At 54.4% G+C, this 23,544-nt stretch carries 27 protein-coding genes, 4 pseudogenes and 1 riboswitch; of the genes and pseudogenes, 11 read left to right on the top strand and 20 right to left on the bottom strand.

What is annotated here, in order from left to right:
- A pseudogene (locus TU74_RS24330) lies at positions 1-127 on the top strand (IS5/IS1182 family transposase); the annotation flags it as partial.
- On the opposite strand, the gene TU74_RS22140 reads toward TU74_RS24330, so the two are convergent.
- Positions 74-1,783, bottom strand: a complete 1,710-nt coding sequence (locus TU74_RS22140) for a hypothetical protein (protein WP_241485600.1) — start codon at positions 1,781-1,783, stop codon at positions 74-76. The pseudogene TU74_RS24330 and the gene TU74_RS22140 overlap by 54 nt on opposite strands.
- Before the next feature lie 184 nt (positions 1,784-1,967).
- The gene (locus tag TU74_RS22135) at positions 1,968-2,681 is read right to left on the bottom strand and encodes a hypothetical protein (RefSeq protein WP_020189849.1); all 714 of its coding nucleotides are present in this window, start codon (positions 2,679-2,681) and stop codon (positions 1,968-1,970) included.
- Between the two features lie 524 nt (positions 2,682-3,205).
- On the opposite strand from TU74_RS22135, the gene TU74_RS22130 reads away from it, so the two are divergent.
- The 5 genes from TU74_RS22130 to nhaA all read left to right on the top strand — a co-directional run bounded on the left by TU74_RS22130 (position 3,206) and on the right by nhaA (position 7,548).
- Positions 3,206-3,550, top strand: coding sequence for an antitoxin Xre/MbcA/ParS toxin-binding domain-containing protein (locus TU74_RS22130; protein ID WP_020189848.1), 345 nt, complete (start codon positions 3,206-3,208; stop codon positions 3,548-3,550).
- A gap of 1,004 nt (positions 3,551-4,554) precedes the next feature.
- A riboswitch (Fluoride riboswitch) is annotated at positions 4,555-4,616 on the top strand.
- Between the two features lie 138 nt (positions 4,617-4,754).
- Positions 4,755-5,138 carry a fluoride efflux transporter CrcB gene (gene crcB, locus TU74_RS22125; RefSeq protein ID WP_017337059.1) on the top strand — a complete coding sequence of 128 codons (384 nt, stop codon included), beginning with the start codon at positions 4,755-4,757 and terminating at the stop codon, positions 5,136-5,138.
- A gap of 10 nt (positions 5,139-5,148) precedes the next feature.
- Positions 5,149-5,502, top strand: a complete 354-nt coding sequence (locus TU74_RS22120; RefSeq protein ID WP_020191805.1) for a DUF190 domain-containing protein — start codon at positions 5,149-5,151, stop codon at positions 5,500-5,502.
- 2 nt (positions 5,503-5,504) lie between these two features.
- A complete protein-coding gene (ppa, locus tag TU74_RS22115) occupies positions 5,505-6,035 on the top strand; it encodes an inorganic diphosphatase (protein WP_042561608.1) in 531 nt (176 codons plus the stop codon).
- A gap of 310 nt (positions 6,036-6,345) precedes the next feature.
- Positions 6,346-7,548: a Na+/H+ antiporter NhaA gene (nhaA, locus tag TU74_RS22110; protein WP_042561609.1), complete on the top strand. Its 1,203-nt coding sequence runs from the start codon at positions 6,346-6,348 to the stop codon at positions 7,546-7,548.
- Between the two features lie 112 nt (positions 7,549-7,660).
- Here the strand turns inward: nhaA and TU74_RS22105 are convergent, their stop codons facing one another.
- The 8 genes and pseudogenes from TU74_RS22105 to TU74_RS22080 all read right to left on the bottom strand — a co-directional run bounded on the left by TU74_RS22105 (position 7,661) and on the right by TU74_RS22080 (position 11,824).
- Positions 7,661-8,194: an NUDIX hydrolase gene (locus TU74_RS22105; RefSeq protein WP_020192018.1), complete on the bottom strand. Its 534-nt coding sequence runs from the start codon at positions 8,192-8,194 to the stop codon at positions 7,661-7,663.
- 92 nt (positions 8,195-8,286) lie between these two features.
- Positions 8,287-8,382 (bottom strand): annotated as a pseudogene (locus tag TU74_RS24320) (universal stress protein); the annotation flags it as partial.
- A pseudogene (locus tag TU74_RS23850) lies at positions 8,379-8,471 on the bottom strand (arsenate reductase); the annotation flags it as partial. The pseudogenes TU74_RS24320 and TU74_RS23850, both read right to left, overlap by 4 nt.
- Positions 8,472-8,491: 20 nt before the next feature.
- Positions 8,492-9,205, bottom strand: a complete 714-nt coding sequence (gene arsH / locus TU74_RS22100; protein ID WP_020192019.1) for an arsenical resistance protein ArsH — start codon at positions 9,203-9,205, stop codon at positions 8,492-8,494.
- 47 nt (positions 9,206-9,252) lie between these two features.
- The gene (locus tag TU74_RS22095; RefSeq protein WP_020192020.1) at positions 9,253-9,723 is read right to left on the bottom strand and encodes an arsenate reductase ArsC; all 471 of its coding nucleotides are present in this window, start codon (positions 9,721-9,723) and stop codon (positions 9,253-9,255) included.
- A 16-nt stretch (positions 9,724-9,739) separates the two neighbouring features.
- Positions 9,740-11,023: an arsenic transporter gene (locus TU74_RS22090; protein ID WP_020192021.1), complete on the bottom strand. Its 1,284-nt coding sequence runs from the start codon at positions 11,021-11,023 to the stop codon at positions 9,740-9,742.
- Between the two features lie 25 nt (positions 11,024-11,048).
- Positions 11,049-11,405, bottom strand: a complete 357-nt coding sequence (locus TU74_RS22085; RefSeq protein ID WP_020192022.1) for a metalloregulator ArsR/SmtB family transcription factor — start codon at positions 11,403-11,405, stop codon at positions 11,049-11,051.
- Positions 11,402-11,824, bottom strand: a complete 423-nt coding sequence (locus TU74_RS22080) for an arsenate reductase ArsC (protein WP_020192023.1) — start codon at positions 11,822-11,824, stop codon at positions 11,402-11,404. The genes TU74_RS22085 and TU74_RS22080 overlap by 4 nt, the downstream gene beginning before the upstream one ends.
- A 140-nt stretch (positions 11,825-11,964) precedes the next feature.
- Between TU74_RS22080 and TU74_RS22075 the strand changes: the two genes are divergently transcribed.
- The 3 genes from TU74_RS22075 (at position 11,965) to TU74_RS22065 (ending at position 14,064) form a co-directional block, all read left to right on the top strand.
- Positions 11,965-12,330, top strand: a complete 366-nt coding sequence (locus tag TU74_RS22075; RefSeq protein ID WP_020192024.1) for a GNAT family N-acetyltransferase — start codon at positions 11,965-11,967, stop codon at positions 12,328-12,330.
- Positions 12,331-12,542: 212 nt separating this feature from the next.
- The gene (gene chrA, locus TU74_RS22070; protein WP_042561610.1) at positions 12,543-13,748 is read left to right on the top strand and encodes a chromate efflux transporter; all 1,206 of its coding nucleotides are present in this window, start codon (positions 12,543-12,545) and stop codon (positions 13,746-13,748) included.
- A 10-nt stretch (positions 13,749-13,758) separates the two neighbouring features.
- Positions 13,759-14,064, top strand: a complete 306-nt coding sequence (locus tag TU74_RS22065) for a PadR family transcriptional regulator (RefSeq protein ID WP_020192026.1) — start codon at positions 13,759-13,761, stop codon at positions 14,062-14,064.
- A gap of 419 nt (positions 14,065-14,483) precedes the next feature.
- On the opposite strand, the gene TU74_RS25170 is transcribed toward TU74_RS22065, so the two are convergent.
- From TU74_RS25170 to TU74_RS22045, 5 genes are all read right to left on the bottom strand, one after another.
- Positions 14,484-14,750, bottom strand: coding sequence for an antitoxin Xre/MbcA/ParS toxin-binding domain-containing protein (locus tag TU74_RS25170; protein ID WP_080574935.1), 267 nt, complete (start codon positions 14,748-14,750; stop codon positions 14,484-14,486).
- A gap of 133 nt (positions 14,751-14,883) precedes the next feature.
- Complete coding sequence (locus TU74_RS22060; RefSeq protein WP_020192027.1) at positions 14,884-15,513, bottom strand: HAD family hydrolase; 630 nt, start codon at positions 15,511-15,513, stop codon at positions 14,884-14,886.
- Positions 15,514-15,590: 77 nt separating this feature from the next.
- Positions 15,591-16,088 carry a hypothetical protein gene (locus tag TU74_RS22055; protein WP_020192028.1) on the bottom strand — a complete coding sequence of 166 codons (498 nt, stop codon included), beginning with the start codon at positions 16,086-16,088 and terminating at the stop codon, positions 15,591-15,593.
- Positions 16,089-16,186: 98 nt separating this feature from the next.
- Entirely contained in the window at positions 16,187-16,504 is a 318-nt protein-coding gene (locus TU74_RS22050; RefSeq protein ID WP_020192029.1) for a hypothetical protein, read from the bottom strand.
- A 75-nt stretch (positions 16,505-16,579) separates the two neighbouring features.
- Entirely contained in the window at positions 16,580-17,314 is a 735-nt protein-coding gene (locus TU74_RS22045; RefSeq protein WP_020192030.1) for a metallophosphoesterase, read from the bottom strand.
- Between the two features lie 177 nt (positions 17,315-17,491).
- On the opposite strand from TU74_RS22045, the gene TU74_RS22040 reads away from it, so the two are divergent.
- Positions 17,492-17,968 carry a helix-turn-helix domain-containing protein gene (locus tag TU74_RS22040; protein ID WP_042561611.1) on the top strand — a complete coding sequence of 159 codons (477 nt, stop codon included), beginning with the start codon at positions 17,492-17,494 and terminating at the stop codon, positions 17,966-17,968.
- A gap of 52 nt (positions 17,969-18,020) precedes the next feature.
- On the opposite strand, the gene TU74_RS24835 is transcribed toward TU74_RS22040, so the two are convergent.
- The 5 genes from TU74_RS24835 to TU74_RS24830 all read right to left on the bottom strand — a co-directional run bounded on the left by TU74_RS24835 (position 18,021) and on the right by TU74_RS24830 (position 22,965).
- The gene (locus TU74_RS24835; protein WP_020190343.1) at positions 18,021-19,217 is read right to left on the bottom strand and encodes a hypothetical protein; all 1,197 of its coding nucleotides are present in this window, start codon (positions 19,215-19,217) and stop codon (positions 18,021-18,023) included.
- 133 nt (positions 19,218-19,350) lie between these two features.
- Positions 19,351-20,184 carry a thymidylate synthase gene (locus tag TU74_RS22030; protein WP_020190342.1) on the bottom strand — a complete coding sequence of 278 codons (834 nt, stop codon included), beginning with the start codon at positions 20,182-20,184 and terminating at the stop codon, positions 19,351-19,353.
- Entirely contained in the window at positions 20,181-20,687 is a 507-nt protein-coding gene (locus TU74_RS22025) for a hypothetical protein (RefSeq protein ID WP_020190341.1), read from the bottom strand. The genes TU74_RS22030 and TU74_RS22025 overlap by 4 nt, the downstream gene beginning before the upstream one ends.
- Positions 20,684-22,765, bottom strand: a complete 2,082-nt coding sequence (locus tag TU74_RS22020) for a tyrosine-type recombinase/integrase (protein ID WP_020190340.1) — start codon at positions 22,763-22,765, stop codon at positions 20,684-20,686. The genes TU74_RS22025 and TU74_RS22020 overlap by 4 nt, the downstream gene beginning before the upstream one ends.
- Complete coding sequence (locus tag TU74_RS24830) at positions 22,762-22,965, bottom strand: hypothetical protein (protein WP_048377676.1); 204 nt, start codon at positions 22,963-22,965, stop codon at positions 22,762-22,764. The genes TU74_RS22020 and TU74_RS24830 overlap by 4 nt, the downstream gene beginning before the upstream one ends.
- A gap of 190 nt (positions 22,966-23,155) precedes the next feature.
- Here TU74_RS24830 and TU74_RS22010 point away from each other — a divergent pair.
- Positions 23,156-23,544 (top strand): annotated as a pseudogene (locus TU74_RS22010) (transposase); the annotation flags it as partial.

Below are 23,544 nucleotides of genomic sequence, written 5' to 3'. Positions count from 1 at the left end.
TGGCTGGCTGAAGGAGAACCGTCGCATCGTGACGCGCTTCGACAAGCTCGCAACAAGTTTTGCGGCGATGGTCTCATTGGCCTGCGCTATGCGGTGCTTGCGACAATACTTTACGTACAGAGCCTAGCTGACCTTCAATCCACATGAGTCGTTGGTAAATAGCAGCTTGCTTAGCACTGCTTCGCTGTTCCTTCAGTGCGTCAGTGGTTACCACGTAGGCTGCCATCAACGCTGCTCCTCGCGCAGCCCAAAGCAGGCCCTGCTTGTCGTATGCATGCGACAACATATACAGGGCAGCGAAGACTTCTGCCTTGCTTTCACTGCTATACAGCCCATACAGGGATAATCCGAAGCACTTGATCGCCCTGTAGTAGTCCTTTTTATCGCTACTCAGCGCTCCTCGCCTCAGGTACTTATCTGCCTTAATCCGGCTGTTTTCCCGCGCACCGGCATCATCAATGAGCTTATCCATGAGATCTTCGTAGGCCTTGAGATCTCCGAAGGCCACATCGAGTGCTTCGAGCAAATTGACGAAACGAGCCATAGGGTAGCCAATCAGCTTATGAGCACTATCAGCGATTTCGCTCAAAGACCGGAAGGTGTTGTTGGCTTGCTCCTCATTTTCCGCAATCAGCAGATCTAGAAGCGCCAAAGAGGTCTTGGCTTGCAATGCCCCGCTGACCATATCCGCGTTAGCGGCTATCGAGTTCAATCTCTCTCTAATAGTGGTTTCTAGGGAGTCCACATCGAGCGTGCACTTACCGTCTCGATGACTAGTGACCATCAAATTGAACAACGTTACGACTTTCTCCCACACCTCCACGTTTTCGGTCTCTTGAGCCACGCCGAGTGCTTTCTCAAACGTTTCCTCAAAGAGTTCCGCATTTTCCAGCCACCAGTACGCGGCCCAGGTCAGTTGGTAAAGGGCATCGAAATGCTGCCTCTGGGTACCAAACTTTTTCGCCGTCCGCACAGCGATATTGAACTGATGCTCGACGGCAACCGCATCCCGTTCCAGCTCTTTGTAGATGATGGCGCGCTTGGTGTAGAGATCGACCTGAGAGAGCGTCAAATGACCAGGGTCTTCGATCTGCTCGATCTGGCGCTCGATCGCAGTTAGCTGGATTTGCTTGTCAGCATCGAACGGGCCAATCTGAATCTTGCTCTCAATATTGCCTGTGAGACCTAAGTAATCGATGGCAAGATGCTGATTCTTGGGTTGTAGCGTTTTATCAAGCAGCCAGGTTCGATCAAGGATAGTGACCTTGACGTCATACTTTTTGGAAAGCTCGTCTTGCAGCTCCGCTCTGGAGCTGTTCTTGATGAAACGGCTGGTGACACAGAAGATCTGGACGTAGCCACGCCCTGTCGACATGACGCTCTCGACGTCCTTCCTGCATTTTGCCCTCCAATCTTTCTGGGTGCTGACACCGAATGCCCATCGCTCGGACTCCGGGGTCTCGTTTAGCCCCCAGAAAAAGGCGATCTGGCTGGAAACAGGGTAGGTCTCGGTATCGGTTTTTCCGTCTCCACCCGCAGTCGGGCCAGTCTGAGCAACCAGGTTCGGACAAATTTCCCGTTCGCACAGTTTCCGTACGAAGATCTCGAACTCAAGCTCTTGGCTTCGATTATTCAGAGTCTCAAAATGGTACTCCAGCATGGAGCGGTCGATGGTCGACTCTTGTAACTTCACAGAATCTGAGAACTGTTCCGGACGCCTCGCTCGCAGGAAGTCTTGCGGCTTAGGGCCAGCGATCTTGCTAGCCGATTGTTCCTTTTCCATCATCCACTCCTGAAATGACCAATGGCATCGCCCGGCCACCACCGACACTTGGCCCTGGGTCAATAAAGGCTCGACGTCATCGTGTTGGTCTTTGGTTCACGACGCTGCGGGGCGCCCACGCAGACATGGCGGGCGGGCGATCGTTTGTATCAGCCACCGGCTCGAATCTGATGGCTTGCCAAATTTATGGGGCCGGCCTTTCGGACTGCCAGAAATTGCAGCTGAAGTTATTCAAGCCACCGCCGTAGGGACTAGGCCTCACCGCGAACACTTCTGGTACAGCATCCCCATCGCCGCCATCGCGGAAGAACTCTCTCATAGAAAAGAGCGCCTGGGCCTTCAAACGCTCCCATTCTCGGTACCGACTGTCTTCAAGTTCGCTCTCTACCTGAGCGGCGCTGGGTTTGCGCTTGGGCACTGGCAAGGTGTAGCTGGGCTGAGGAGAGAAGTCGTAGACGAATGTCAGATGCCCGTGCTTCCAGTCCGCAGACGGCGACTCTCGCCAGCGAAACGACACTTGCACCGATAGTCGCTTACTGAGATGGAAAGGCGGCCTAATCTGATCATCAATAAAGAACAACTCACCCTCTTTACGCTCAGTTTCGAGCCGCCCTTTCATCTGCTGCAAAGCGTGAATGAGGTCATTGCCGGCATACAGCGCATCTTGCCGAGTGCGTTCGCGCTTGGCATGGGCCCTGGCCTTGCTGTACTCGGCGATCGCTTGTTGAAACGCATTAAGCTTGGCACCCACGTAAGGGCCACAATCACTAAGCCCAAGGCCATGAATCGGCCCCATGCGCTCTTCATCCAGGCACTTGCGCACTGCTGCCCGAAGCACCGTCTCGTCGACGTCGCTGATTGCAGCTTGCTGATTACTGGGCAGGTTAATGTAGGTCATGACCAAAACTATCCTTGTGTAATGGGCCTTGCTACCGCCTTATCCAGGCCGACCCTGCCGGCAGGATGGCACCATATAGCATGACTGAAGGACGTGGCGAAGCCCATTTTTGAAAAGGTCGCCAGTAGCTCGCGCCATACGCCGTGCAGGTAGATGAGTATGACTGGCGCAGCTTTCTTCACGCCGGACGTAGGGCAGCGGAGCACCAGCAGTCGAGCTCAAAACTTGATTTCGTGAGAGGTCGGACGGGCCTGGTAGAGCACACATCTCAGAGCAACGTAGGCCTGAAGGCGCGTGTATAACGCCCAAGAACAAATGGTGGCGGCAAAGCTAGCCATCATAATGCCATGCCAGCTTTGCGGCTAGCAGGCTCTGGCGTTCGACCGAGTGGGATCCACGGGCCCTGGTCACCGTATCTGCAACCGGTGCAGGCCTTGCTTCGACTGCAGAAACCCACGTAGAAACTCGCGGCCACCTTCATCCAACATTCCCGTAAGGCTGCACTACCTCTGTAAGGAATCTGAATGCTGATCGAACTTGATTTAAACACCAACGACGCAGAAGCGCTTTTGCGCCACTGCAGTGAGCACCGGCCAAACTGCGGGGACTTTCGAGAAGACGCTCGCCTAAGCGAAGCAATGGAAACGCTTGCAATTGCGATCAAGGATGCCATGAACCCCATGGAGGCGAAGGAGGCCTTAGATCATCAACTGCTGGATGCGGCGATTAGGTTGTTCGGCGCTAAATCGACCGCTATTGAGTGGCTTTCGAAACCAATGCCAGCACTGGGCCTACAACGTCCGATAGATGTTCCCCTCGAAGAAGCGTTGTCGCTCATTGGGCGACTGGAGCATGGCTTCGGCGCGTGAGGAATCTTGTAAGAGCTGATCAGCCATTTCTAATCGCTAATTGAGAACTCCGGGATGTGAAAGATGCGAGCTTCTCGCTGCCTCCTAGGCCAGCCTACCTGAGCGTCCTGGAGGCCAGTACTAGCCAGGCCATCTCTGAAACCTGTAAACCAATTTTTTTACGTGTAAATGGCAAGGGTTTACAGTGTAAAAATATGGTTTACAGGTCGATTGTCGGAGGGTAAGTCAGGTTACTCGCCTTGCGCTCGGAAAGTCACGGCGACACACGCTTGCAGACGCCTGTTGTCTGACACGGGTGTAATTTCAGACGGACTGATCCCAGCAAAAAAGCCCTATTGGTTTGACGTCAAAGCGTAAGCAGCAGCCTGCGGCTGCAAAGGAAAGCGATTTCTCCTTGGCCCCCGGCCCACCCACTCCAACCTCAGCTTCACACCAGACCCTCAAACCGTGTGATCTAGAAGCCGTAAATATCAGACGTAAAAGCCAGTGGGATCCTGTGAGAAAAGCGGTGCCTGGGCCACTGCCGCTTTTATCTTGCTCTCAAATATAAGAACTCCGTCTCGCTTAAAAATTTTCAAGAGGGGGGGGTGAAAATAAAATGGACATTGCCGACGAACGGTAAATAAATTGCCTATTTGTCAATCTGAGTTTTCACTCAAAAATCCTCGAAAACCTATAAAAAATGCTTTAAAACAGGCGAAAACGCTAACATTTATGAGTTTCGATTCACCAAATGCGAATTTTGATCGCCTACAACCGCGTCCAGTAGCAGATACATTGGCCATGTCGATCATTTGTAACCGTCCGGCCAACTCACCTTCCTATCCACAATTGCTGGGACAAAAATCAGCAATCCTCCCTGGGTCAATTTTCAATCGGCAGGATGGGTCAGTTTTCAATCAGCGCCAACAATCAAACATCTTGCCTAGCCAAAAGGGCCTTCAGATCGCTTGCATGCAGCTGCTCTTGATGCCTATTGATACCATTGGCGCTGATGCTATAGGATCAGATCAGGAGATGGCATTCCTCCTTTAACCGCCTTCGTGCTGATGATGCCTACGTGAACCCTGGACAGGGTGCGTAGGTGCGTCTCCCTGTCCTCCATTTTAGGACAGGCTATGATCTTATCCTCCGAGTTTCCTTTTTCTTTCGGCGCGAGCCGCTTACCAGTTAGTCCACTCAGGTCTGATGAGGTGGGCTCGCCATGCTGAAGTCTTTAATGGTCATCGCCGTTGGCGCTTCACTTGGAGCCTGGTTGCGCTGGATATTGGGCATGAAACTGAATGCTCTGTTTCCTACGATTCCCCCAGGTACTGTGGTCGCGAACATGGTTGGGGGCTACATCATCGGCCTGGCCATCGCCTTCTTGGCCGCTTCTCCTACCCTCAGTCCAGAGTGGCGTCTCCTGATCATCACGGGTTTCTGTGGTGGGCTTACCACCTTCTCTACATTTTCAGCCGAAACGGTTGCCTTGATTCAGGAAGGCAGACTGGTCTGGGCGCTTGGCTCAATTTCGTTGCACGTTGCAGGCTCGTTAGCGATGACCGCTGCGGGGCTTCTGTCCTACCAAATGATTGGTACTCGCTGAGGAGATAGAAATGAAAGGCTATATGGTCGTTTTCTTCACCCAACAAAACCGTCGTTATCAGGGAAAGATGCTAGGCGAATGGATCGTCGACGTGGCTAAAGAAATGGGGTTGCGAGGCGCCACGCTCTGCACCGGAATCGAAGGGTTTGGGCACACAGGAAAACTGCATTCATCGCACTTTTTTGAGCTGGCGGATCAACCCACGGAGATTCGCTTGGCCATCACGGAAGATGAGGCAGAACGATTGTTCAAACGATTGGACTCTGAGGAAATATCGGTGTTTTTCACGAAGACGCCAGTCGAGATGGGCACCCTTGGAAAAATGCCCTCCAGCTCAACACCCTCCACAACTTCGGAGCTATGAACATGAGCTACGCGGACATCCCAGCTGGCAACGCCATCCCCGATGACTTCTTCACCGTTATAGAGATTCCTGCAAACCACTCGCCGATCAAGTACGAGGTGGACAAGCCAAGTGGGCAGATCTTTGTCGACCGCTTCCTCAGCACACCGATGTTCTATCCAGCCAACTACGGATTTATCCCGAACACGCTGAGCGACGATGGTGATCCGCTGGACGTCCTGGTGGTTTGCCCTTATCCCGTCTCACCTGGTGTTGTCATCCGTAGTCGCCCGGTTGGTGTGATGTACATGACTGACGAAGCCGGAGCGGATGCCAAGGTGATCGCAGTGCCTCACGAGAAACTTAGCTCATTGTACACCGACGTGAATGAGTGCTCAGACCTACCTGCGTTACTCCTCGCACAGATCCAGCACTTCTTCGAAAACTACAAAGCATTGGAGCCGGGTAAGTGGGTGAAGATGGGGCGTTGGGGGAGCGCGGATGAGGCGCGGGAAGAGATTCGCAAGTCGGTAGCGGCGTATATCCCCAAATAGGCTTACTCCAGATTCAAATGCCACTGTCGTAGGATCGCGCTGAGGTGCGTGCATTTATGCTGGGCCTCAGTTGCTTCAATCATCAAATATCCGAGGAGCCACACACCTGTAAAGAAGGATCGATGCTCGCTCGCCTAGTGAGGCTATGTGCTTGGAGCGCGCTCCTGCGTTTCATGAGCGAGCCCGTGCCGGGGAACACACTGACGGCTGATTAAGGCTCGGTGTAAATCGTTACAGGCTATGTGCCCTGCCGTGCTGGTAAACCTCGGATGTTAAAATAATCGCTTTGGATCAAAGCGCAAGGACACTGATGACTCATAGTAGAGCTCCCGCAGAAACCCCTAGAGCAGCCGCGATTCTGGCTCGCTTCCTATCGTCGGAATCCGCTGGCGGTCTTGTACTGATGGGCGCAGCACTCGCGGCCCTAATCGTGGCGAACTCGCCTCTCTCGCAAGGTTATTTTGCCGCCTTGCACAGTGTCTGGTTGGGCATGTCTGTGGAGCATTGGGTCAATGATGGCCTCATGGCCATCTTCTTCCTGATGGTCGGCCTAGAGATCAAAAGAGAGGTTCTGGCAGGTGGGCTTTCCACTTGGGGCCAGCGCGCCCTGCCGGGGTTTGGTGCTTTAGGTGGCATGGTTGTGCCTGCGCTGATCTACATCGCAATCAACTGGGGTAATTCTGAGACTTTGAAGGGGTGGGCTATCCCAGCCGCTACCGACATCGCATTCGCCTTGGGCGTCTTGTCGTTGCTGGGGAAGCGAGTCCCTACGTCGCTGAAGGTCTTCCTCGCCGCCTTGGCGATCATTGACGACCTGGGTGCTGTAGTCATCATTGCCTTTTTCTACACCTCTGGTCTTTCCATGCCGATGTTGCTGGCATCGCTCGCAACCCTGGCCATTCTGATCACAATGAATCGATTGGGCGTCAGACGATTGTTCCCGTATCTGCTGGTAGGTGGTGTGCTGTGGTTCTTCGTGCTGCAATCGGGAGTGCACGCCACCCTTGCAGGTGTCGCTGTAGCGCTGTGTGTTCCAATGGGTAAGCCTGAAGAAGAAGCCCGGTCTCCACTGCTGTTCCTAGAAGAAAAGCTGCATATGTGGGTAGCGTTCGCTGTGGTGCCGATTTTTGGCTTCGCCAATGCGGGTGTTTCATTGGCCGGTATTTCGATGGAAAACCTAGTCGATCCGGTTCCGCTGGGTGTAGCGCTCGGTCTGTTGGTGGGCAAGCAAGTTGGCATTTTCCTATTAGCTGCTCTGGCCATTCGTATGGGCTTGGCCAAACTGCCGGAAGGCAGCAATTGGGCACAGCTTTACGGCGTTGCGCTCTTGTGTGGCATCGGCTTCACCATGAGCCTGTTCATCGGAAACCTGGCGTTTGCTGGATCAGCTCACCTGATCGACGAAGTAAAAGTCGGTGTGTTGATCGGTTCGACCTTAGCTGCAATCGGTGGAGTCCTGATTTTGCGACGCAGCGCTGGGCCCGCCATTGTCGCCGCCACGGTCTCTAAATAAGCGTAAGCGAGCCGGCCACGGAGTTTCTCCCTGACAGAAATCCTGTGGCTGGAACATCGTCTCGCGAAGTGAGGTCATCGTGCTTTACGCCACAAGCTGCTGAGATAGCCCATCAAAGGCTGATTGGCGGCATCAACTCGGACACAACTTTTTTCAGCATGAACGTTTCGCGCTGAATTGACTGCCCCATCGATGACTCCTGACGCTGCATCACGGCTTCATTATGCGTTATGGCCTCATGCAGGTTGATCCAGACAGGCCGCATACCATTCGCGATTTCGTGGCTTTCCATTCTCACGGGCTCTAGCTGGGGCGCTACTTCGCATTGATAAAAATGCGAGGTCATGTGCATCAGATCGTACTGTGGCTTCCAGTAGGGCCGGTACTCCTCAATGTAACCGTAGTGCTGGAGCACCTGTATTTCACGGGCGCCAGTCTCTTCCTCAAGCTCACGCTTCAAGCCTGTGACAATGTCCTCGTCACCGTCAAGGCCGCCGCCAGGAAAGCTGAAGTCGTTATAGCGCTCGGTAAACAGCAACAGGATCTGCTCATGCCGCATCACGATGCCGCGTGCTGCATGTCGACGGAATACTCTGCCCTGCTTTGATGTGAGCTCGGGGTGAACAATTTCAGTTATGAGTTGCATGTGCTCTCGTTACGGCAAGATCAGTTAGTCATCGCCCAGGGTGGCCACGGCATTTCCGCAGTTCTGGAAATACTGTGGCCAGTGGCACTGGCTCAGCGAAGCAGCAATACGGGAAAAGTGGATGTTCGCAGCATCGTCGTGGTCGTGCTGCCTACCAGAAATTGCCTGATGCGTGAGTGCCCGTAACTGTCGGTTCTTCCCCGCTATTGCGGATCAATTCCAAGGTGTTGCGAGAGGTGCCGCATTCGGGGTTGTGGTAGATCGTGATCTGGCTCATATCGCTTCCTCGTGCTGACGTTAGATGGAGCGCTGGTTGACGCGCTTGGACAGGTCTTCGGCGGACTCTTTACGCTCGGAGTACCGATCAACCAGATAATCCTGGCGATCCCGCAACAGCAGGGTGAATTTCATCAACTCCTCCATCACGTCCACCAGTCGGTCGTAGTACGAGGACGGCTTCATACGGCCTGCTTCATCGAACTCGGTGAACGCCTTGGCCACGGAAGACTGGTTAGGGATGGTAAACATCCGCATCCATCGGCCAAGTACCCGTAGTTGGTTAACCACGTTGAAGGATTGAGAACCACCACAGACCTGCATCACAGCAAGGGTTTTGCCTTGGGTAGGTCGTACAGCGCCCATCGCCAGCGGAACCCAGTCAATTTGGGCTTTGAATACCGCACTCATGGAGCCGTGACGCTCAGGGGAGCACCACACCTGCCCCTCAGACCATTGCATCAGCTCGCGCAGCTCAGCGACCTTGGGATGTGTATCGGGAGCGTCATCCGGCAGCGGGAGACCTGACGGGTCAAAGATCTTGGTTTCGGCGCCAAACTCTTCCAACAAGCGCGCTGCTTCCTGAGTCACCAGCCGGCTGAAAGAGCGCTCTCGCGTCGATCCGTACAAAAGCAGAATTCGAGGCTTATGAAGCGAAGGCGTACGAGGTGCCAGTTGCTCCAACGAAGGAATGTCGATCAGGTCGGCGTGGACGTTCGGCAATGTGTCTTGCATATAAACTCCTACGGCGACGCCAGGTTGGGCACCGCCTCGGTTGATCTCTAAAGTGAACCGATGCGACTCAGTTCAGCTTTCAACTGTTCAGCGCTTATGGTCTTCAGTGGAAGCGCAAGAAATGCGCTCACGCGCTCGTGAATTTTCACGAGTGTGGCTTCAAACGCAGCGGTGATCTCGGCTTCCGACCCGCTAGCCTCAGACGGGTCAGCCAGCCCCCAATGCGCCTTCAAAGCTGGCCCAAAGAAGATTGGGCATGCCTCACCTGCAGCCCGGTCACAGACAGTGATCACGATGTCTGGAGGCGAGCCTTCAAAAGCATCCGAAGCCTTGCTGCTTAAGCCCGCCGTAGAGATACCCGCCGCCTCAAGCGTCTGCAGTGCCCTTTGATTCACCCGGCCACTGGGAAAGCTCCCCGAGCTGACCGCTTCTACGCCTTCAGGCGCCAGGTGATTGAACAGCGCCTCGGACAGGATGCTGCGGCAGCTGTTGTGGGTGCACATGAACAAGACTTTCATCAGAAGATTCCTTGATTCAGAAACTGAGGCGCAATGCCAGGGCAGACAAGGTGGCGACGAGGATAGGCAAGGTCAGCACGATCCCAGTCTTGAAGTAGTAACCCCAACTGATCTTGATGTCCTTCTTGGCCAGCACATGTAGCCACAACAGCGTGGCCAAACTGCCAATTGGGGTGATCTTCGGGCCTAGGTCGCAGCCAATGATGTTGGCGTACACCATCGCTTGCTGAACGACGCCATCCACTTCGGCGGCATGAATGGATAAGGCACCCACCAGAACCGTGGGCATGTTGTTCATGATCGACGACAGCAATGCCGTTAGCATCCCAGTACCCAGGGATGCCCCCCAGACGCCATAACCGGCGAATACGTTCAGAATCTGGGCGATGTGATCAGTCAGGCCCGCGTTCTTAAGGCCATAAACGACCAGATACATACCCAGGGAAAAAATCACCACTTGCCATGGAGCCTCCTTGAGCACCTTGCTTGTGTTGATGGCATGACCACGAGCCGCGATGACATAGAGGACGAATGCGCAGACCGTAGCAATGGCGCTGATTGGCACACCCAGCGGCTCAATGACAAAGAATCCGATCAGGAGTAGTGCCAGCACCCACCAGCCGGCTACGAAAGTGGCGCGGTCGTGAATTGCCTCGTCCGGGTTGTCCAGTTGGTCGAGGTCATAGGTCTTTGGTAAATCTTTGCGGAAAAACCACAGCAGCATGGCTAATGTCGCTGCCACGCTGACGATGTTTACCGGCACCATGATCGAAGCATATTCGTTGAAGCCGATATCGAAGTAGTCGGCAGAAACGATGTTGACCAGGTTGGAAACCACCAGCGGTAAGCTCGCCGTATCGGCGATAAAACCGGCTGCCATGACGAATGCCAACGTAGCAGCAGGAGAAAAACGCAACGCCAGCAACATCGCGATCACAATGGGTGTGAGGATTAACGCTGCTCCGTCATTGGCGAACAGTGCCGACACAGCTGCGCCCAGCAAGACGATGAACGCAAACAACTTACGAGTGCTTCCAGCACCCCACCGCGCTACATGCAACGCAGCCCACTTGAAAAAGCCTGCTTCATCAAGCAGCAGGCTAATGATGATGACTGCGATAAACGTCCCGGTGGCATTCCAGACAATGCGCCAAACCTCTGGTATGTCAGCCAGGGTAACGACGCCTGCCAGCAGCGCCACGATGGCACCCAACGTCGCGCTCCAACCTACCCCGAGCCCCTTGGGTTGCCAGATGACGAGCACGATAGTGGCGATAAAGATCAATACGGCAATCAGCATTTCAGTAATCCGGTTGGGGCGTGAATCAGCTGCACACGCCCTGATTGATAGGGCGGTCGTTCATACCGCACAGGCGTTTAGCCTCGGTTTCCAGCCAATGCTGATTGGCGTCTACGACTTCTTTCAAAACCGCAGTTACCCACGCAGGCAAGTCGGGGTTCAGGCGGTAGTACACCCACTGACCTTGCCGACGATCCATCAACAAACCAGCAGAACGCAGCAGGGCCAAATGACGAGAAATCTTCGGCTGGCTCAGGTCGAGTGCCGCCGTCAGCTCGCAGACACACAGCTCGCCTTCGCTCACGACAAGCAGGGAAATTTTGGCTCGGGTGTCATCCGCCAAGCACTTGAATAACGTGGTGGGGTTCATGGGTTCTGTCATAGATCCTCCAGGTGTTTGGTCTTGACCAAAACGAAGAGCTTGATGCGCTCATGGATGTCGTGGAGCGTGTGGCGAAATGCGCCGGGATCATCGCTCGTTACTGGGTCAGAAAAATCCCAGGCAATGACTTCACCTGCACTGGGCATTGATAGGCACTCGCTGGCGGACTTATCGCAAAGAGTGATGACGTAATCGAATCGATCAGCTTGAAACTCGCTGATGGACTTGCTTCGCAGGCCCGCTGTATCGACTCCAACTGCCTCCAATGCCTGAATCGTGCGCGGATCAATCTCAGACGGTTGGGATCCTGCGCTGAAGGCCTCGAAGCGCGGGTCGGTGTGCCGCAGTAACGCCTCTGCAAGCTGGGAGCGGACTGAGTTGGCAACGCACACGAAAAGAACTTTGATAGCAGGGGTCATGACTGGACTCGATGCATATGGAAAATCGAATATACGCTTTGGCAGATATTCGGTAAAGCGAATATGATGACCGCTGCTCAGGCTTGAGCCATAGCGGTCATGCAAAGCAAGGCATAGGGAATGACAGGGTGGAGACGGAGATGATGATCCAGACAATGCAAATAGCCGGAGGGCAATGGCAGCGCTTTCGCGACGCCTTGGAGTCTGCTGACCTTCCATCAGACGATGTGGATCTTCCGAACCGAACCTTTTTCGAATTCACGCGGGATGGTGAGACTGTTGGGTGGGGAGGGTTTGAAACGCATGGGGCAGATGGATTGCTGCGTTCCCTGGTCGTGGAGCCGGCATACAGATCGACAGGGGTTGGAGCTGAAATGCTTCGAGTCGTTGAAGCAATAGCTGCGAAGCAGGGAAACGCTCGATTTCATTTGCTGACAACAATTGCATCAGGCTTTTTTGAACAGCAGGGATACGCACTAACCAGCGAGACTCTGAGCCGCCTCTGATTGGGAATTGCACCTCACTTGACCAATCGTTTGCATTGCACTTGACCACCTGTTTGCATCGGACTTGACCAGCCAATTGCATTGGATCTGACCACTTGAAGCACGGCGTAAGCCGATCAGAACGAGTTCCATGATGGTCGACCTCAATTATCGATTTACGCTATCGTATATCGATAATTTCATCCAGCCTTGTCAGAGATCAGGTATTGACCATGACTGAAATAACCAAGACTGACCGTAGCCCTTGGGCTGTTTTTTTGATCTTCCTCCGCTTGGGGTTCACCTCCTTCGGCGGCCCAATCGCACACCTGGGCTATTTCCGCGATGAGTTCGTGGTGCGTCGACAATGGTTGAGCGAGCGCAGCTATGCGGATCTTGTCGCCCTTTGCCAGTTCTTACCGGGGCCAGCCAGTAGCCAGGTCGGGATTGCGCTCGGGTTGTCTCGATCCGGCTACGCCGGGGCACTAGCCGCGTGGATGGGATTCACCTTGCCCTCCGCAATCGCCTTGATCCTCTTCGCACTCGGCATCGCCAGTTATGGTGATGCCATGCCTGCTGGCGTGCTGCACGGTCTGAAGGTGGTGGCCGTGGCGGTGGTCGCCCAGGCTGTCTGGGGCATGGCGCGCAATCTTTGTCCCGATGCGCCGCGTATTTCCATCATGGCAGCGGCGACCTGCTTCGTGCTGCTCGTACCCTCTGCCTGGGGGCAAGTGAGTGTCATCATCCTTGCAGCCATCGTCGGCCTGCTGCTATTCAAACCACAGCAGGGCGAGGCCCATGATCCACTACCGATCAGCGTGCGGCGTCGCGTTGGCTTGTTCTGGCTGGCCCTGTTCTTTGCCCTGCTGCTTGGGCTGCCGTTGCTGACAGCTGTGTTCCCGAGCCAGACACTGGCGATGATGGATGCCTTCTACCGCGCCGGCTCGCTGGTATTCGGTGGCGGGCATGTGGTGCTGCCGCTGTTGCAAGCTGAGGTCGTACCAACAGGCTGGGTCGACAACGAAGCATTCCTCGCGGGCTATGGTGCGGCGCAGGCCGTGCCGGGGCCTCTATTCACCTTTGCAGCATTTCTCGGTGCCTCGATGAACCAAGCACCAACTGGCTGGCTTGGCGGGCTGATTTGCCTGCTGGCGATCTTTGCGCCGTCTTTCCTGCTGGTGGTGGGGGCCTTGCCATTCTGGGAGCACCTGCGCCGTAACCTGCGTACGCAGGCAGCACTGCTGGGCATCAATGCGGCCGTGGTCGGCCTGCTGCTTGCTGCTCTCTACCAGCCGGTATGGACGAGTGCGATTCATGGCCCGCAAGACTTTGGCCTGGCCCTCGTGGCACTGGTGGCGTTGATGTTCTGGAAGCTGCCGCCGTGGATGGTCGTGCTGGGCAGCGGTGTCCTGGGCGGGCTGTTGAGCATTGCACTGTGAGATACATCGAGTGACCGACAAAGACCTCTACGGCGGGTTGATCCGCCTGCATATCCTGCACCACGCTGCCGAGGCTCCCATCTTCGGGCTGGCCGTCATCGAGGAGCTGAGCCACCACGGTTACAAGCTCAGCGCGGGCACGCTGTATCCGATGCTGCACGGTTTGGAGAAGAAGGGTTATCTGTGCTCGCACCATGAACGCACTGGGCGCCGCGAGCGACGCATGTATGAGATTACCGATGAAGGCCGAGCCGCGCTGGCAGATGCCAAGGTGAAGGTTAGGGAGTTGTTCGGCGAGTTAATCGAAGGACGCTGATGGTCTTAACCGGAGTGCCTGCGACCAGCTACTTGCTTTCATGACCGCACACTGACCGAAAGCAGTGGCCTATTAGCTACGTACGCTTTTGGCCGACTTCTGCCCGTCAAGGCGTACCCGTGCGCCGGTCAAATTCGATGCAAACAACTGGTCAAGTCGAGTGCAACAGGTGGTCAAGTCCATGCAATTACGCATCTGATCTCACAGACGGAGCAGTTCAGGGGGCTTTGCCCTGGCTCGGCTTGCTACATGTGCAAGGCGTTACCATTCGTCAATGGCTTATAGTCTGCCCACCCGATAGTCTGAAAAGCCAGATCGGAAAAATGTGGCAGTGAAGCTCAGCACACAAGACCACGAATCGCACAGTCTCTGGTGCGGCGGCCCTCACTCGATAGAACGCAACGACAGGCTAGATGGCATTAGGCTCGTATGCCGTGGTCAAGCCGTATAATCTCGTCATGGATAATTGTGAGTCCCATAGGTGTGCACAGCACCCTGCAGGGTGCCTGACGGCCTACACCTACTACAGATCTTACGAGCCATCGCTCCGCCTTCTTTCGGCTTCCAAACACTTCAAGTGCGATTGAGAAGACCTGCTCGTAACGCGTTTCAAAACAGCGATGCCTAGCACTCCAGCAGCCGATCGGGGAGCGAACGCATCGCCCGACAATCCTAAGCTCATTCATGCTTCACCCTCTGGTGATACTGGTCTGGTCGCCGCTCGTACTCTGTGCAGGGGGCATCCCGACAGGGCCACCTCGTGGCGCGGCCCTTTAGCTCAGACGCAACGCTTCCATCGAATTGAAGATCTGCTCCCAGCTACCTATCACTCAGCACTGATTGTGCAAAATGGGAAAGATTGGAAGCCCCGCCTCCATTCCTGCGCAACAGATAACCCTTGATACCAACCTGGCCAGGCCCATCCCGATCACACCTTTCTGAGTCGCCAATCATGACAATCCGCCTCTGACTACTGAGCTCATTTCCTGGCCGAACATCAAGTAGATCGCAGATGTGCTGGTAGATGGTCGCTTGCGGTTTCATAACACCAATGCGATAGCTGAAACCATAGGCGCCAAGGTGCGGGAAAATCCTTTCCACTACGGGGCCGTAAGGCATGGCCAGGTTTGAACACACAGCCAGTCTCAGCCCTGCAGCTTGCAGTAGCCCAACGGCCTCAACCGCGTCTGGATAAGGCCGAATGCTTGCCAGTTCCTCCTCCAGGCATTGGTCGAGAAATGCAAGCTGGGAGGGCGAGATTTTGATACCAAAGTACAGCGCAGCCTCGCTTAGGGAAAGGCAACGGGTCATGATCGCTCGAATGTCATCAGCGCGAGGCAAGCGGCCTTGGCGTCGCCCCTCTCGAAGCAACTGTCGAAACGGATGTGTCGGCTGCTGAATCTCGACCAGCGTTCCGAAGGCGTCAAAGATAACGGCATTGGTCTTCATCTGAGTTTCCTTCGCTGGTCACCGTCCGCAAGACAGCCACTCTAACGAGAATCAAGTTCAACAACCAAAAAACTAAGCTATCGAAGAGTAACGCCAAATTTTGAAAAATCATCCACCAGCGTTTTTCGACCCAGCATTTTCGGAAGCTTGAAGACGTTCCTGTACCCATACCACAAAAACATAGGAATAATGACAAGCCCAACTCCAAAGGTTGCCGTTGCAGCAATAATCCCAGCTGGAACCGCTGCTAGCGAAATAACCACACCCTTTACCAAAGTCGACCTTGCAATAATTCGCAGATCATCCAAGTCGCACTCAACTTTCCCACCAGCCTTCTCAAAAGCGACAACAATTATCGATTTCTTTGAGGCATGCTTATAGTACCAAGTTCGCGGAACATCAGTCGCCAAAGCACCATGCTTCACAAGGTACTTCAGCATCACAACCTCTTTGAAATAGAGAGTAGCGCCGTGCTCATCTTCGTATCTAACACGTCGATAGAGAGCGTCTAGATCACCGCTCCCTTGAGCATCATAGTTCTTAACAGTCAATGTCAGTTTCTTTAACTCGGACATGCTTCCTCCCTTAAACACACATTAACTATTAATGGATTAGATGACGGCGGGGCCTAATTAAGCAGGCTGAGACAGCGGCCTCGACAACGCGGGGGCAATCAAGCGGCGGCAGGCAATCGGCTGACCATGACGTAATGATCGTTGCCTGACACTGTCCGCAATAACGCCATGCCTTCGACCTCCGCTATCACCTCACTAGGGGGTGTGACAATTGTCATCCCATCAGCCAGTTGCCCTGAAAGATCGCCATACACATACGCAACGAAACGATCGCCAACTTCAGCTGCATCTACCAGGTACGCGTCCACTAGTGCACCCCAATCATGGGCCTGCGCGATCGCCAACTTAGCTGACACCAGACTGGGCAGTCGTATTACGCCCTCAACCATCCAGTCCTGGGAATTCAGACAACTCATGGATTCTCCATCACGTTCGAATTTGAAACCTACTCACTTACTGAAAAAGCTAAACGACGGCAGCCCAATCAGTCTTCATACACTGACAACTAGGTCTGGCCGAAAGCCAGTTTCTTCGGTGGGATAACCACGAGGATTACTCACAAACCGAACGCCATTAACCACCTCATCCACAGCTTCGTGGGTATGGCCAAAGATCCATAGATCGATCTTGAAATCCATCAGGCCATCCCAATTGTTTCCATAGGCTGCTCGCAAGTGAGGATCGGCTCCTTGGTCACTCACGAACTTCATAAGGGGCGGATAGTGAGTCACAACTACACGCTTACCGTTGAATGGCAGCGATAGCTGGCCCTCCAACCACTCCTTCGTCTCTCGATTTCTCGCGATCAGATCATCAGGGCGCAAACGCCGATACTGTTCACCGACACGGATTGCGCGAAAGTCATTCAGTGAGTTACGAGCGCACCAAGAAGCAGCTACTGGGTCTCCGGTCGCGGCCAGGCTCGTCCAACCCGTAGCGCAGAGAAACTGCACGTCACGGTGTTCTAAAACCTGATTTTCCAATACGTGGACGTGCGCCTCAGCAGCGTCAAGCAGCTTGCTGTGGGTTCGATCTATATTCCCGCTGTAGTGCTCATGATTGCCCATGGCATATATGACAGGCGTGCTGAAGGTCAGGCTGGCCCACATGGCCCCCCTGGACTTCACGTGGATGTCACCGGCTAATACGACCACGTCACAGTCCACCACAGGGGGGACGAAATCGGCGAACTCACAATGCAGATCAGACAGTATATGAAGCTTCATCCCAAGCCTGCTGACGTCGACTTTCTAATAAATTGATCATTCCCTGGCCCGGTCGCTCGGACGCGGCGAAGCTGCCATCAGTAGGCCCACGATAAACGATGATCGCCATTATTGCTAGCTTTCGATATTTATCGACGCATGGCGCTGTGGCCCTATTCTTCGTTTTGAGCGCTCAGCATGCAGAACGAGATAGCAGCAATAGTCCGAGCTCTGCGCGACCTGAGAGGATCAGCTCAGGAGGAGCTTGCCGAGATCAGTTCCCAAGCCAATCTGTCACGATTGGAGCAAGGGAAAACGCAGGTCTCTTTGGTCAAGCTGAGCAAGATCGCGCGCACCCTGGATTTCGACCTCGTGGCTCTCGTCGCGCTATGTCAGGCCCTCCAGGATGGGTCATCACCTATCGATGTCATGGCGAAGGCTTCAAAGGACTTGGAAGGCTTCGTAGCCCAGGGAGGGTTGCAGGGCCTGAAGAGGCATTGGGACGCTGGTGAAGGGCTGGTGAAGCGCACGCGAGGCAAACCCAGCAGCCCAGATCGAATCCGGGCAGTACTAGAGCTCAAGGCCAGTGGCATGTCGAAGGCGGAGGTGGGTCGAGCGCTGGGGTTGCCTGAAGCGACTGTCAGGCGTTACTGGCTCAAAGAACTGCCTGGCTAGAAAGGGAGTTGTGGGGTGAGAGCAGAGAAGCTCTCCACTTTTCCAATTCGATTTAGCGCGGCGGCAGATCCGTGAAGCGCAGCCGGGGATAGATACGCCTTTCCTCAGCGCATTTGGAAATCTGCAAGAACGCTGACAGCAGTGCATCTTCCGAAGGGCAGTGGCGGGTCATGACCTCGAACTCGTTGTAATCGAAGGCTAGGACGCGAATTCCGACCTCATCCATGAATTTCAAAATCATGGCGCTGTATTCATCGTAGTTGTCGATAAAAAGCTCTCTGACCACGACAACTCCCACCAGGGGGCGTGCAGCAAGATCAATGTCCAAGGGCGTGCCGTCCACAAGCGCTAAGGCTGGATTGCCTTCTCGCCTGATCGTTGAGATGGCGCCACGTAGTTGCTGCAGGCCGTTCTTCAACTGACTTATGGCCTTCTTTCGCTTTCTCTCAAGCGTTGTGTTCATCATTGCTGGCGTATTGGGACTGTCCTTCGCCTGCAGCAGCAAAGTCACTTCATCGCCCATCACCACTACGTCAGCCAGCTCCTCGCCATCGGAAACCTTCAAGGGGCCATGGATGATCCGCTCGGAGGTGTATGCGCGCTGGAGAAGATAGATGATGTCCAACTCCTGAAACGTGCCCGGCTCAGTGCGCTCTAACTGCGTATTGGAGAAGCCTTGGGAGCCTCGAAAGTCCTGGCGGGTCAGGTCGGTGATCAAATAGTCCGAGGGGAACAGATCTTCCTGCAGGAACACCGTTGTGGCACGAGCGTCGTCCTCATAGGTCGTGAGGCTGAACCATCTTTCCGCCTGCTCATACATCTTGGGCCAGTGATCTGCTCCAATGGGGCTGAGTGTACCGAGCTCCTTGCGGAGCTGACCAAGCTTCGCCTGGGCCTTACAACTGAACAGCTCGCGGTTGTGCTCGTCGAAAAAGCACACACTGAATTCGTCAGGGAAGCTCTGCAGTGCCTCTGTGAGAGGGTCACCAGGGATGAGTGGGGTTTTGATCAATAGCGGACTTTGTGGGTCATCAAAGCAGGCTGTGAGAAGCGTAAGCCCCGTCGTTTCGCCTGCCTTGTATGGCGCAAGGTAAAGCTTCAATTCACGCCTTTGCTGAGCGGCCAAGATCAGCTCTTTCCCTGCCTTGATTACCAGCACGAAGCCTTCAGGGCCTTCAACGATCCATAATCCACGGGCTAAGACAGCGATTTGCTGAAGCGCTTGTGGCTTCATGATCGTGAGGTACATTTGAACTCCTTGGCGGTTGCCTGATTGCGTCCTGCAAAACCCGAAGCCTAAAGCGATGAGGCGAGGCCTATGCTTACCATTCAAAATTCCCATCCTGGCCAACCAAAATTTGGCTAGCCAGGCATCGACTCAGTTAGATCGATACAGGAGCAGGAATATGAGGATGTGGGTCATAGCCCACAATCTCAAAGTCCTCAAACTTGTAATCGTAAATGCTGTCCGGCTTGCGCTTGAACTGCAACTTAGGCAGAGGGCGCGGATCACGAGTCAGTTGCAGGTTAACTTGCTCAATATGATTCAAGTAAATATGCGCATCACCCATTGTAACTACAACCTCGCCAACTCCCAAATCGCACTGCTGCGCCAACATATGAGTTAAAAAACTAACCCCTGCTAGGTTATAGGGATTTCCGAGCAATAAGTCTGACGACCGAATGTATAGATGCGCCGACAACTTATTGTTGGCTACATAGAACTGATAGAGCAAATGGCATGGTGGCAATGCCATCTTCCCATTCCGGGCATTCTCTTGTGGACTCACCGATTCATCAGGAAGGTACTCGACGTTCCATCCATGGAAGAGAATCCGACGACTGTTTGGGTTAGTCTTGAGCGTATGAACGACGTAGTCGATTTGATTGATGGCCTTGCCGTCCTGGGTAGGCCAGGCCGTCCACTGCTTGCCGTAGATCGGGCCGAGGTCACCGTCTTCAGTTGCCCACTCATCCCAGATGCTGACACCATGCTCCTTCAGCCATTTGGTATTCGTGTCACCATTCAGGAACCAGATCATCTCGTTGATGATGCTCTTGAAATGCAGCTTCTTGGTGGTGAGGAGCGGGAAGCCATCCTCCAGGTTGTGGCGGAACTGGCGACCGAAGACACTCAGCGTGCCGGTGCCGGTGCGATCGCCTTTCTCGACGCCATTCTCTAGCACGTCGGCCAGCAAATCGTGGTACATCTTCATTTCGGTTCCTCAAGGTTCGCGCTGACCAAATCCAGTGCGTCACGCAATTTCAAAATTTCAGTATCTTGCTCTTTGATCTTCTGACGCAGCTCATCTGCGAGCTGGAGGTAGTAGTCCCTAGACTCGCGGACAGTGTCCAATCTCTTGTCGAGCGTGGCACAAGAGTTCTCAGAATCCTGATACCTATTGAACCAATAAAGCACTTCCAATCGACTCTTTTCAAGGCGTTGCATCAGAATCGTCTTGGGATCCTGCTTCTTCTCAGCCTTGACCCTCTGAGCGAGCACTGCAATGCGGCGGTTGTCCTTGATCGCCTCAAGCCGCTGCGCCGGGAAGTCGCGCTGTCGGATAGTGTTGCGATGAATGCCTGTGATGCGGCTCAGCTCCGCCATCGTCGGCTTCAGTTTCGGATCAGAGGCAATCTGCATAAGCCCCTGAGCCAGCAGCTCAGTGTTCCGGTCGTAGTCGAGCTTATTCTTGGCATCAAACGCCTGGACTGTCATACCTCGACCTCCTCACCCAGATGCTCCAACACACCCTTGGCTTCCTCCATCGCCGCTCGCAACTCCTCCTCAGAGCCTGCTGAGTTCGGAGAGCTCAAGGCCAAGCTGTTCTGCACATAGATCTCCCGCCATTTAGGAGCGTGAGCCTTGGTGACCACGGCGTTTTTGCACCGATTCGGATTGCAACGCAGCGATCCGATGCAGGGCAGAGACTCGTCAAATACCTCACGTTGACCGCCATAACAGAAGCCTTGTCCCACGTTGATGATCGCCATGCGCTTCTTGGCCATCTGGGCGATGATTTGCTCTTTGGTGTAGCCAGCCGCCATGTACCCGCTGAACACCTTTTTCATCCGCGCCTTGTGGCTCTCCGCATTGGGGCCGGCGTAGTTTCCGTCGGGATCGCAGTAGCTCTGGATGTACTCCTCCTCTGCCATTTGCGTCGGCGTCTTGCTAGATGAACGCCCACCCTTGGACAAGATCTCAGCGATCGCTCCGTACCCAAGCGTCACCGCACTGAACGCCTTGTTCTGGCCAGCACCACCGATAAGGTCACCGAAGTGCTTTAGCTGGTGAGAGATGAATGGGAGCCCAAGCTCAGCCCTGGCCATCTGGTAAGCCAGGGTGTGTCGCAACGTGTAAGGCGAGAATTCCAGCGACTCGAACTCCTCGTCCGTCAGAATATCCTCGAAGAAAGCTCTGAACTGGTGAGTGATTCCAAGCGAGGACATTGAGTTTGGTTCGGCGTCCTGCGCGACAGTATCCACATTGGAGAACAGGTAAGGATTCTGCTTTACCTTAGCGATGAGGCAAGCGGCACGGATGGCGTCACGCACAATCGGAATCGCGATCCACTTGTCGTCGAACAGCTTGGCCAAGCCTTGGCGATGCTTGATCACGTTGCTGATCAGCAACCAGTAGTCGCTCTCTTGCTCCATGCACGACTCGACTAGGATCTCGGAGAGCTCTGAGGGCCGCATGCCGGTGTACTGCGCCACGAGATAGCAGGCACTGTACGAGACGAAATTGATGTACCTACGGAAATCATCGTCCAGTTTGGAATCTGAGAGCTTGAGTAACGTTTCGGTCGCCTTAAAATCATGTCGACCAGAGCCAGATTGGAACGTAGATGGAATGCAGCCAAAAGCTGCGGACAGTGCATTCGCCATCGCACCGGAGTCATAGCCTTTTCTCCGCAGCCTCAGCGCTACGTACAACTCGAAATTGTAACGCGACAGCTCTTGAGCGTTGGCTAACGAGTAGCCGCTAGCGTTTTGGCGGGTAAGGGCAACCAGGTCATCCACAGGCTCCCCCAGAGTGCTTAGGAAGTCGACCACTGCGAACGACGCCTCGCGAGAAGCCTTCTCGAACACATCGTTCGGCAGAATACGGTATGTGCGCTCAGAATCAGGGACGTGCTTGAGTACCTTGGCCCAGGCGAGCGATTCCAGCTGAACGTAAGGCAGTGGCTCTTCGAAAATCTGCTCCTCGAAAAATGGCGACCTGACCAAGGTAAAGAACTTCTTGAGATCAGGGCCAAAGGCGTAGGGATGAATGAGCGCTGCCTCCCGGTACATACCCGCATCAAAGTACGTCAGACCATGGTGTCCAACCTCGAAGAACTCATCCGTCATCAGCTGGCGCGCCTGCCCCGACATCGTATCCAGGAAGCTCAATCCAGCCTTCATGCATGAAATGGCGGTGTTGGCTTTGATGTTCCTTGGCGAGGCAAACGAGCGCGTTGCCGCTGGCATCTTCAGCCAGCAATACAGGGCCACCTTGACCTCCAAGACCGCCGACTGGTTGAGCAATGGGTACGAGTCAAAATTGAGCCGTAGCTTGGCTCCTTGGACATTCCTGGCGGCGTTCGGATGATCGTCATTGAAGTCCCAGACGGCGTCGCCCAAGACGGATGTCTTACTGACAGGCAACGCCATCAGCGCCTGGTACCAAGAGAGTGCTTCCAGCGACACAGGAGTCGGATCGGCGATGTTTCTGCGCAACTCAAGCAGCAGGGTGTGAGCAGTTGTACGCCACTGTTTGTACGCAGCGAGTTCAGGGATCAGAGCATGGTTCATAGCGTTACTCCCTCGGTCAAAACACTGACCTGCAGGTTTTCAGAGAGGCGCTCAGCCTTGGTCAGCTCTTCTGCGGAAAAGTCCGATGTCTCAGGATCTAGAAGGTTGTTTAGCACATCAAGGTTGTCCAGGATGACGGCTCCGTAGGGCGTATCGAGCACCCGGTTGACTTCAATCATCCTTTGGTAGTCACGCCGCATGGCGAAGAGCTCCGGCAGGTGCGATACCGTGATGATGCTGTTGCTGCATGAAAGGCACATGTTGAACAGCGTGCAGGGCTTGCTGGGGTCATAGCTTGCCAACGCCTTGATGAAAGCAGGTGGGTCTGTAGTGGTCTAATGAAACCGGACACCCATTTAGGCGAGAATGCTCGCCAGATCGAGGTGTCAGATGACCAAACAACGCCGCTCCTTTACTCCTGAATTCAAGCGCGAGGCTGCCGACCTTGTGCTCAAGCAAAACTACAGCTACATCGAAGCCAGCCGTTCACTCGGCATTGGTGAGTCGGCATTGCGCCGCTGGGTTGACCAGATTCAGAAAGAACATAAAGGCGTCACCCCGCAGAACAAAGCACTGACTCCTGAACAGCAAAAAATTCAGGAGCTGGAAGCTCGGATTGCTCGGCTTGAGCGAGAGAAATCAATATTAAAAAAGGCTACCGCGCTCTTGATGTCGGAAGATCACGAGCGTTCGCGCTGATTGACCAGTTGAGCGCACATGAGCCGGTTGATTGGCTGTGCAAGGTGTTTGACGTCACTCGCTCGTGTTACTACGCCCAG

The organism is Pseudomonas lundensis, assembly GCF_001042985.1.
Classification (GTDB): Bacteria; Pseudomonadota; Gammaproteobacteria; order Pseudomonadales; family Pseudomonadaceae; genus Aquipseudomonas; species Aquipseudomonas lundensis.
The sequence above is the reverse complement of the archived record's forward strand: the minus strand, read 5'-3'. Positions and strand labels throughout refer to the sequence as shown.